Below are 7,578 nucleotides of genomic sequence, written 5' to 3' on the forward strand. Positions count from 1 at the left end.
TCCTTATTGATTGGAGCAGCTCTGGCATTATGCTTGCCCAGCCACAAACTTACGGGACATATAGCTAATTACAAACCTTTGCGCTTCGCTTTGGATATCGTTGGGATTGCTGGCGTCGTGTGCTTGATTTGGATGTTTGGGCAGATTAATCAACATGAAACTTTTCTTTACAGGGGCGGAATGGTGATTCAGTGTATCGCAACAACAGCCATCATCGCCGCTGCGGTTCATCCTTCGACTTGGATCGGTCGTGTGCTGGGATTTGGGCCGCTTCGTTGGCTGGGTGTTCGTTCCTATGGCATCTATATCTGGCATTACCCGATTCTAGTGTTGACTTTCTCGGCTACAGCAGTGGAAAATCTGTCCATCCTTCAGATCATTATACAACTGGCCGCTGTTATCGTGATTGCTGCCGTTTCCTGGCGATTTGTTGAAAAACCAATCCGTTACAAAGTGAAAAAGGGAATAGGGAAGACAAATAGACGTTCCAAAGATGTTTCAGGATCAACAGGATGATAAAAGAGCTGCGGAAACGATTCGTAGATGGAGGGGGCTGGATATCCATTCCTATTTCTTCAAGTTGTTTGTATTGTCCAATTTCCTTTGCAGGTACCTCTACCAGATACATCGGCGCCAGTTTACTGCTGCTGTACAAAGCCTTGCCCTCAAGGGCATTAGTGATAGTGCTTGAAGAAATGTAAATAATTCGTCCGTTACCCCCACGTGTTTGCGGCCTCTTGTATCGTGAAAAATGCACCCTTTGTATTGATGGTAAATAATCTGTCATAATCTTCCTCAATCATATCAATTGCCGGAAGGTTAACAACCTCAACGACTGCGTTCGCTACTATAATGTCCATTTTTTCAAGCTCCTTTAATGTAGTTGCGAACATGATTCGAATTTTACCCAACTTTGAAATGTCTGCCTGAATCAATAGTGCTTTGATACCATATTTTTGTATATTGGATACAGTCATCTTGGCCGATGCTTTGTTATTTGTATAATTAACTACAATATCAGCACCTAAAGAAGCATCCCTTTCAGCAATTGCCTTTGTAAAGTGACAATATTCTTTTTAATTTTATAACCTTAAACATGCATAACCCCGTTCTAAGTAAGGGCGGGGTCTGAAATATAGTTGTTTAGAAAACTAAGTTCACAATATTCATTCATGGATAAAACTCATTGTGCGCGCGTGTTGACATTTTTAATCTTTATAGTACAATAATGTTATGACTTTAAAAGAAACAAATGACCAGCAACGTATGAAGGTATTTAATGCGTTGGCAGATGAAAAAAGAATACGGATGATTCGTTTACTATTCCACGAGAACAATCGCCTAATGTGTTTGGATATTGGAGGGAGGTTGGAAATCAGCAAGTCCAACAGTTCATATCATTTAAAAATTTTATCTGATGCACAATTAGTTTCGATTGAACGTGAAGGTGTAACAAAATATGTTTCTTTAAATAAAGAAACATTTGATCATTATTTACCGGGGTTTTTGGCTACACTCTAGTGTGGTCAGTTTTTTCGAATGTTAGTTAAATAGTTTTAAAACAATGTTACTTTGTATTATTGGATTGTATTGCAGTACCTATGGCCGCGAATTTAGGAAAAGTTACTTCAGATGAACATTTCAAACAGAGGTGATTATCAATGCATAAAAACAGTAACGCAGCTTTTTGGTTAGTTGGTTATTCTCTCATGATATTAATGGCAGGCACCAATATTCCTTCGCCTTTATACAGTGTATATCAACATCAAATGGGTTTCTCATCGGGTATAATATCGTTGATTTTTGCTGTATACGCCCTCGTTCTTATTCCTTCCTTGTTGGTTTTCGGACAGCTATCCGACCGGTTTGGAAGAAAAAAGGTGCTTCTAATAGGACTGGTGATTGCAGCTGCAGGTTCTGCTACATTTGTTTTCGCTACAAATCTAGTATGGTTATTTGTCGCGCGTGGCCTGCAGGGATTAGCAGCAGGAATGATGAGTGGAACAGCTACAGCAGCATTGGTTGAACTACGTCCCGATCATCGAAAGACTGCTTCGCTAGTTGCTACGATTGCAACGGCTGGTGGGAGTGGCGTCGGACCGCTTTTAGGGGGAATCCTTGCCCAATATGCGCCGAGCCCCCTTGTTTTGCCGTATATTGTTCATATCATTTTATTCATTCCAGGATTTATTGCGATCCTTATTATGAGTGAAACAATAAAATCAAAATCGTCAGGAAGCTGGCGACTGCAACGACCAAGTGTCCCCTCCACGATTCGTATGCCTTTTATAATGGGCGCTGTTACATCTTTTGCTGCATGGTCGGTGATGGCCTTGTTCATGTCCCTTTTACCTTCGTATATCTCGTCACTGATGGGGATTCATAATTTAGCCGTTACGGGGGGGGGTGGTATTTCTAGTATTTGTAGCTTCAGCCATCATGCAGTTTACGCTCAAAAATCTAGCTTTTCAGACGTCTATGATCTCTGGGCTCAGTTTATTGATCATTGGCCTTGCAGGGGTCTTATTCGCGGTCCCCATACAATCCGTTTTATTGTTAATGATCAGTGCTATCATCACCGGACTCGGACAAGGTCTCTCCTTCATGGGGAGCATGGCGCTTGTCAATGAAGTCGTCCCGGAAAGTCGGCGAGGGGATGTTGTTTCGAGCTTATATGTGATTATATATACTGGGGTAGGCCTGCCTGTCATTGGTATTGGTTTCATTGCTGAATGGATCGGATTATATGGGGCCATTTTTATCTTTGCCGTTTTTATTGCAATATTGGTCATTTTGATGGCCGTCCTCATTCCAACAAAAATGAAGCAGGAAATGACCGCGAATTCCATGACTTAAACAAATTCGACTGACTATCCTCATCTGAGTGGAGTTCGTTTCCTGTATTTGAATGACCTTAATGATGTAAAAGATAGTATAATGTTTTCTTAAATTTAGCGAATATAGGCTTATGATAATTACGTCATAATCTAATGATGCTTCTAAATCATCCTAATAAATAGAAGGAGGAATAACAATCATATGGATTTCCTAGTAGAAATCGATGCTTCACGCGCCTATGAACTACCCTCCGACGAGTGTGCTGACCTAATCAAGCGTGAGCGAGTTCGCGGTAGAGAGTTAATGGAGGAGAACGTGCTACGTCACTTTTGGCGACTTCCCGGCACCCGCTCCAACATCGGCATCTGGTCCGCACCAGATGCCGATAAACTCGAACAAATCTTGGAAAGTTTGCCCGTTAAGCCCTATGCTAATATTAAGGTAACCGCGCTTGCTTCACATCCGATGACGGTTAATACTTCGAGCAATTCACATAGCTAGCCGGTGATAATTACTAAGGAGGCATCCAAGCACAGACTATTTTAGTCTGTGCTTGGATGCCTCTACATACTTAATGCGCTAATTAAGCATTTGTAAGTATTTCAATCACTCTAATAACGTTCTAATGCAAATTGATGTAAATATTAGAAGGTTGTCTGCAGATCAGCCAATAGTTAATTTTCCCGATAAGACAATTATTTGTTCAACAATATGGCCCAATTATTGAATAACTTCTTGTGGAAATAGCGGCGGATTGAAATAGTTTTTGTCACAAGAACAAACAATACGCCAGTCCATTGGAATCCCTGCCTTTAAGCATGTTGCTCCGTGTTTCTATTCTTTAATGAAAACGAGTAAAATGTAACAAGCAGACCGATTATGACACTAATAGTTCCTGCCCAGCCCAGACTCATGATGGATGTTTGGCTGATCACCCATCCTCCTACACCGGCTCCTACCGACATTCCGAATTGAAGAACTGAATTATTTAAGCCAATTGCTAAATCAGAGGAGTTCGGAGAAAGCGATACAAGGTAGTGCTGCAGAACCGGAGTTGTCGCCCAGGTAGAACCGAACCAAATGGCAAGGATAAACAAAGCACCTATAAGGGTAGTCAGCACCCAGGGAAGTACAAACAACACAGCAGCATTGAGCAACAGACTACAGAGCAGCGTTCGGTAAATTCCCCATTTATCAGCTGCAAAACCTCCCAATCGTGTACCTATCACTGAAAATGTCCCACAAATGAACAGTGCAACACTAATCTTCTCGGCGCTAAGAGACGCAGCACTTTTTAAAAAGGGTGATATATAGGTAAAGACTAATTGATATCCGAGGATCCAAAAAAAAGTAATCAGCAGCGCACTAATGATACGCTTATCGTGTAAAATCGTAAATTGGTTTTTCAACGAAACAGCATTTTGTCCTTCCAATTTCGGAATGGAAATGGCAGTACCAATCATCGCAAATACAGACAGGATAAAGATGAACATAAATATCCAATGCCATCCCCAATACTCACCTACCAATGTTCCAAGAGGGGCACTGAGCACCAAGGCCGAACTAAACCCCATTAAAATCATTCCCATAGCACTTCCGCGTTTTTCCTCTTCTACCAGACTGGAACCTACAGTCAACGCAACTACGGTAAACACACCTTGGCTTGAGGCCAGAATAATTCTGGAAATCAGTAGCACAGTAAAGCTAGGACTAAAAAAAGCAACCAAGTTACCAATCATAAAAATCGTAAAAGACAGGAGCAGTAATTTTTTTCTCTCCATTTTTGAAGTCAACGAGATAAGAATAGGTGAGCCGATTGCAAATACAATCGCATAGACGCTTACTAATTGCCCGGCAACACCTACAGACACATTCGTATCCTGTGCAATTATTCCTATTATACCTAATACGCCCATTTCAGCAGATCCCATGACAAAGCCACCAAAAGCAAGCAAATAAATGGCCCATTTTTTGCCCATTTTCAACTCTCCTTCAATTAAACCATAAATTTATATATTTACATATATCGATATATAAAAAATATGTTCAACTTATTTTAGTTTAGTTCCGCTATTTCCGAAAAACGGATTTGTGAAGTGTTTTAGACCAAACTTTAATTCCAACCAACATGTGTGCCACCCGGATATTACTTTTACGTCTAAAAAAGAAAAACTAAATACAGAGTTAGCTTAATTTGACCACAACAGCTATAATCAAGATCCGCCATTATTGCCCAGGACTTACAACACTAAAAATTGCGTTCCAAACCCCTTGCCAGAAACAGAAGCCGCTTTCAACTCCTCCTTATCTCCTTTGGCCAATAAAACCACATTTTCGGGATAGAGTCTCCCCAGCAAAGCCCATTGCACAAGAGGGTTGCCATCGGCAGAAATAAAATGCGTCCCCGATTCATCTGTTACCAGTCCAGGCAGATTAAGAATGTCAGAGGCATAGTGGCTGCTGATCTCCGTACGCTCTGAATTCGACCCTGCGTGCTCCACCGGACGATATATAAACCTGTGGCCTCTAAAAGCCTGGCCGAGATCCACAGTATACTCGGCAGCGTTGATATGCAGCTTGTAATGCAACACGACCCGCTCCTGATCGCCGGATGGAATAATCCTGGCTTGATCTATGCTTTTCAGTCCCTGATCAGGCAACTGCAATCCATCGCTCTGGCTGCCTTCGGCGGTCTGACTCCGGGGTGCGACGTAATACTCGCTGTGTTCATAGTCTAAAGCTACGGGTGCAGACTTGTCGTCGTTACCAGTCATCACCGTTTGTACAGGATGCCAGCGAAGCAAATACCGGGATCCAGTCAGGGGTTCTGTACCCAAACTTGCTGGAAGTATGGTGCCAATCCGGTATTGAAATCCATATCCAACCGTAGACAGCTCCGGACTTAGTACGCTTTGGGAAAATTGTACAATCGCCTTGTGAGACATTTTTTTACCCAGTAACTTGGATAAAAATGCTTCCCTGCCACGTTCCACAAATCTCATGCCTTTGACGTGGCTGTTGTCCACCGGTATTTCGATCGGCACTTCCTCCCAATTTTCAAAAGGCAGGAGCGCATCCCTTAACAAGATGAGCTGATGCAGGTATTCGTTGAACAGCTGCATCACGACAGGACCGCCCGCAGATCCCATCAGCATGTTAGCCACCCGATATGTCCAGAGATGGTTATCGCATTGGCTTCTGAATTGCAAGTGATCGATCGTAGAGCTTCCGTAGGTTTCGGATCCCCATTTTTTAGCGTTGAACTCGCAGGCCCAGCGGGAAATGCTTTCTCCAATACGCTTCGCCTGCCGGGTTAGTTCAATGCCGGACTTTGTCTTAAGAGCAAGCTGCCCGAGCGGAAGATCCGATTCTTTTCCGGAAATCGCCAGATTAACCTTAAGGTTATACAGCAGCGCCTCTGCGTCAGCCGCCTTTCCAAGCTGAACAAGTATGGCCTCCAACAATGCGTCCGCTTCTCTTACGATATCCTTGGCTCGATATACACCTGCGGGAAGATCCCAATCCACTGTTCCATTATCCTGGAGTGTTATAGTATTAGTAAAATCACCTATCTTTGAATCGATGTTCATACGAGTTCCCCATACAATGCTTCGATTCCCTACATTTAACCGATATTCCGACATATTGTTACCCTCTCCTTTTTTAAAATGAATTTACTACTATAGAACTGAACACATTTTACATGACAAATGCATACCCTTTTTGGATTAAAAGGATACGATCATACAGTGAAAGCATGTTCGTTCATTTAAAACTATAATTTAATGAATTTATACTTATCGAAAAATAACCCAAAAGTCTTATGGCCCAAAAAGGCAGAAATCGTTGCCGTACCCCTGGATGATTATTACTTCAATGCCTCTTATTCTTGATGAGGTTGATAGCATCTACCTTTTCATTTACCCACTCAATATACTCAACAAGCGAGCCATCTGTATGTCGTACAAACATGTTATAGCCTGTCGGAACTTCTTGAGGCTCCGAAAGAATAGTCGCTCCCTTCTTGATAAGTTCTTCTTTCCACTCATTGAGCGAATCAACAAGCAGTGCAAGCTTCATCTCTTTCACAGGCGCTATTGCACTTTCTGAGCCTGCAACCAGTAGTATCGAGCTCACTGTCGCTATCTCTAAACCACCCGCGCGAAACAAGAAGCGCAAATCGTTACGTTCCCCGAGTAATTGTTCATAAAAAGCAATGCTTTCCTCCAACTGATCGTTTTGTATAAAAACGGGGGTATATACTTTTAAGATGTTCATGTCTATTCTTCCTTTCTCACAATTAGAAATATCGTTGTTTGTATAGTCCTTCGAGGGCTCAACAGTTTAACCTAAAGATACATCAACTTCCTCAAGACAGGTGAACCGCATAGTACGGAGCCAGGGAGAAAATGGAGTTAACTCCCCCAACTTGATCAAACGATAAGAAATTTGGTGCCGAATCCTTTTCCTGCGAACTGAACGCATTCCCCCTTTCACTGGATTACTCCTAGTTGCATGTTTTCAGCCGATTCTTCCCAAAGAAAGGCAATCTTTATCAATCTATTACTTAGACCTTTTTAATATATCCACATGTATCGAATTATGAATTAAAAAGATACGATCATACAGTGAAAGCATGTTCGTTCTAAAGTGGACCCCTTTGTCAAGACACATTTTTAAAATAAATAAGGTGTGACTCCTTTTGAGATAGAGAGGCTACCTTGGAGGAAAAAAGGAAAT

At 42.0% G+C, this 7,578-nt stretch carries 8 protein-coding genes and 1 pseudogene; 5 read left to right on the forward strand and 4 right to left on the reverse strand.

Annotated elements, in window-relative coordinates:
• On the forward strand, positions 1 to 516 hold a 516-nt coding region (locus BM124_RS18235; protein WP_212634987.1), incomplete at its 5' end, for an acyltransferase family protein.
• Between the two features lie 197 nt (positions 517 to 713).
• Here BM124_RS18235 and BM124_RS18240 read toward each other — a convergent pair.
• Entirely contained in the window at positions 714 to 1,049 is a 336-nt protein-coding gene (locus BM124_RS18240) for an SDR family NAD(P)-dependent oxidoreductase (RefSeq protein WP_093339920.1), read from the reverse strand.
• 184 nt (positions 1,050 to 1,233) lie between these two features.
• Here BM124_RS18240 and BM124_RS18245 point away from each other — a divergent pair, with 184 nt between their 5' ends.
• The 4 genes and pseudogenes from BM124_RS18245 to BM124_RS18260 all read left to right on the forward strand — a co-directional run bounded on the left by BM124_RS18245 (position 1,234) and on the right by BM124_RS18260 (position 3,339).
• On the forward strand, positions 1,234 to 1,521 hold the full coding sequence (locus BM124_RS18245; protein ID WP_090926682.1) for an ArsR/SmtB family transcription factor: 288 nt from the start codon (positions 1,234 to 1,236) through the stop codon (positions 1,519 to 1,521).
• A 188-nt stretch (positions 1,522 to 1,709) separates the two neighbouring features.
• Positions 1,710 to 2,414 (forward strand): annotated as a pseudogene (locus BM124_RS18250) (MFS transporter); the annotation flags it as partial.
• 25 nt (positions 2,415 to 2,439) lie between these two features.
• Positions 2,440 to 2,856: an MFS transporter gene (locus tag BM124_RS19420; protein WP_244504411.1), complete on the forward strand. Its 417-nt coding sequence runs from the start codon at positions 2,440 to 2,442 to the stop codon at positions 2,854 to 2,856.
• Positions 2,857 to 3,039: 183 nt separating this feature from the next.
• On the forward strand, positions 3,040 to 3,339 hold the full coding sequence (locus BM124_RS18260; RefSeq protein WP_093339931.1) for a muconolactone Delta-isomerase family protein: 300 nt from the start codon (positions 3,040 to 3,042) through the stop codon (positions 3,337 to 3,339).
• A 311-nt stretch (positions 3,340 to 3,650) separates the two neighbouring features.
• Here BM124_RS18260 and BM124_RS18265 read toward each other — a convergent pair whose 3' ends face one another.
• The 3 genes from BM124_RS18265 to BM124_RS18275 form a co-directional block, all read right to left on the reverse strand.
• Positions 3,651 to 4,817: an MFS transporter gene (locus BM124_RS18265; protein WP_093339934.1), complete on the reverse strand. Its 1,167-nt coding sequence runs from the start codon at positions 4,815 to 4,817 to the stop codon at positions 3,651 to 3,653.
• A gap of 261 nt (positions 4,818 to 5,078) precedes the next feature.
• The gene (locus tag BM124_RS18270) at positions 5,079 to 6,428 is read right to left on the reverse strand and encodes a hypothetical protein (protein ID WP_244504412.1); all 1,350 of its coding nucleotides are present in this window, start codon (positions 6,426 to 6,428) and stop codon (positions 5,079 to 5,081) included.
• Positions 6,429 to 6,711: 283 nt separating this feature from the next.
• Positions 6,712 to 7,116: a VOC family protein gene (locus BM124_RS18275; RefSeq protein WP_093339940.1), complete on the reverse strand. Its 405-nt coding sequence runs from the start codon at positions 7,114 to 7,116 to the stop codon at positions 6,712 to 6,714.
• Positions 7,117 to 7,578 lie beyond the last annotated feature (462 nt).

Origin of the sequence: Salibacterium halotolerans (assembly GCF_900115625.1) — a bacterium.
Classification (GTDB): Bacteria; Bacillota; Bacilli; order Bacillales; family Marinococcaceae; genus Salibacterium; species Salibacterium halotolerans.